The organism is Brucella lupini, from assembly GCF_002252535.1.
Lineage (GTDB): Bacteria > Pseudomonadota > Alphaproteobacteria > Rhizobiales > Rhizobiaceae > Brucella > Brucella anthropi.
On record NZ_NNRN01000022.1, the window covers coordinates 1 to 1,504 of the forward strand.

The window sequence follows — 1,504 nt, forward strand, 5'->3', positions numbered from 1 at the left end:
TCCGGTCAGACCTGCCCCATCGAGCCCGCCTATGGAGCCCCTCCCAAACGGAGAAGGGATATGACGATGGCGAACCGCACAGTGCAATCCCCAGCAAATGGCTCCGGCGGGTTGCAGCATCTGCCAGAGCTACTGTGAAGTTTTGCACACTCGTTGCAGACCATCGGCCAGGCTCTGCTTGCAACAATCGTCGTGTCATAAAGTTGCCAGTGACCGGCCGCCTGGAGCAAAAAGCATCAGCATGCCGTCCGTCTTCGTTGGGATCAGATGCCCGTTGATGCAGTCGCTTACGTCAGTTTCCCCGCTCGATCTGGAAGTATCACGCATTTGAACAAGATGATTATTGGCGAAGCCGCGGTGTTGTTTTATTAGCGGATTGCTCGCATCTTCAGGAGACCGTGAATGACTGATATCCCCATCCGTTGTTTTGCCGTCTCGGTTGTCGTTCTCCGTGTAGTCAACGACGAAACGAAGGTCTTGTTACTTCGTCGAAACCACACTTTGATTGGAGAGTGGTGTCAGGTAGCTGGCGCCATAGAGAGCGGCGAAAAAGCCTGGGAGGCAGCCCTCAGAGAAGTGAGGGAAGAGACGGGCTTGATCTGCGACAGCCTCTATTCGGCTGATATCTGCGAGCAATTCTATGAAGCTGATCGCGACGCTATATGTATGCTGCCTGTTTTTGTTGGGTTCGCGAACGGCGAAGCGCCCGTTGTTCTCAATGAGGAACATAGCGAATTTTGCTGGGTGCCATTTGAAACTGCGATCAGCCTGGTGCCTTTCGCAGGGCAGCGTCACGTTCTAAGACATATCCAAGCCGAGTTCGCTGAAAAACAGCCGCTTCGGCATCTTCTTATCGATATGTTGCCGCCGGCCCAGCCTGAGACATGATATAGCCGACCTCATTCGAGGTCAGCGAGATAGAGTGCGATGTCGCGAGCAAACTGCTCATCCTCAGCTTGCGCCTGAGCGATCAGGGCGGCGAGTTCGGCCTCCGCCATCGCGCGTTCGGTCTTGGTGAAATAGCAGCTCCGAAGCTCGGCGCGCAGTTCGTTGATTTGATCGAGAGTAGTCATGTTGATCGTCTCCTTTTTGATGACGTCAACGGGGCGACGTGCGCACGAAGCCCGGGTCAAGGAGCGCGAAGCGACCGCCAGCGGCGGCGAGTGGGGTGCCGGTTTTGTCGGAGCGCAGGGAACCGGAGCGGAGGCAAAATCGGGGGCCCACGCTGTCCTTTAGGCGGGCTGAGAAGCCGTAAAGTAGGACGGCAGAAAGAAGAGAACCCGCGTCACGACCAGGGACGCGACCGTACTCCGTAAGGCGCTGTCTTCTGGTGATGTCGATAACAGTAAGTACCTCCTCGATACTTTGGAGGTTTTACAGTTATTCTCGAAACCCTCACGGCACGGGCAACTCCCGCTTTGGTTTCCAGACCTTCGGAAACGGCGTTGAAAGGAGCGGGCTGGACGCCCTTTACCGGCTTTCTCAAGGCGACCGGTTGGCCCCG

At 56.2% G+C, this 1,504-nt stretch carries 3 protein-coding genes; 2 read left to right on the top strand and 1 reads right to left on the bottom strand.

Annotated features, from left to right (window positions below; genetic code table 11):
- The first annotated feature begins 402 nt into the window (after positions 1 to 402).
- The gene (locus tag CES86_RS01770; RefSeq protein WP_080823872.1) at positions 403 to 888 is read left to right on the top strand and encodes an NUDIX hydrolase; all 486 of its coding nucleotides are present in this window, start codon (positions 403 to 405) and stop codon (positions 886 to 888) included.
- Between the two features lie 11 nt (positions 889 to 899).
- On the opposite strand, the gene CES86_RS27395 is transcribed toward CES86_RS01770, so the two are convergent.
- Positions 900 to 1,073, bottom strand: a complete 174-nt coding sequence (locus CES86_RS27395) for a hypothetical protein (RefSeq protein WP_167378263.1) — start codon at positions 1,071 to 1,073, stop codon at positions 900 to 902.
- Between CES86_RS27395 and CES86_RS27400 the strand changes: the two genes are divergently transcribed.
- On the top strand, positions 1,072 to 1,236 hold the full coding sequence (locus tag CES86_RS27400; protein ID WP_167387080.1) for a hypothetical protein: 165 nt from the start codon (positions 1,072 to 1,074) through the stop codon (positions 1,234 to 1,236). The two genes, CES86_RS27395 and CES86_RS27400, sit on opposite strands and share 2 nt — an antisense overlap.
- Positions 1,237 to 1,504: the final 268 nt, after the last annotated feature.

Bases quoted from the DNA above. Each gene is read 5' to 3' on its own strand.
- CES86_RS27395 (WP_167378263.1), bottom strand. From the start codon at position 1,073: ATGACTACTCTCGATCAAATCAACGAACTGCGCGCCGAGCTTCGGAGC.
- CES86_RS01770 (WP_080823872.1), top strand. From the start codon at position 403: ATGACTGATATCCCCATCCGTTGTTTTGCCGTCTCGGTTGTCGTTCTC.
- CES86_RS27400 (WP_167387080.1), top strand. From the start codon at position 1,072: ATGTTGATCGTCTCCTTTTTGATGACGTCAACGGGGCGACGTGCGCAC.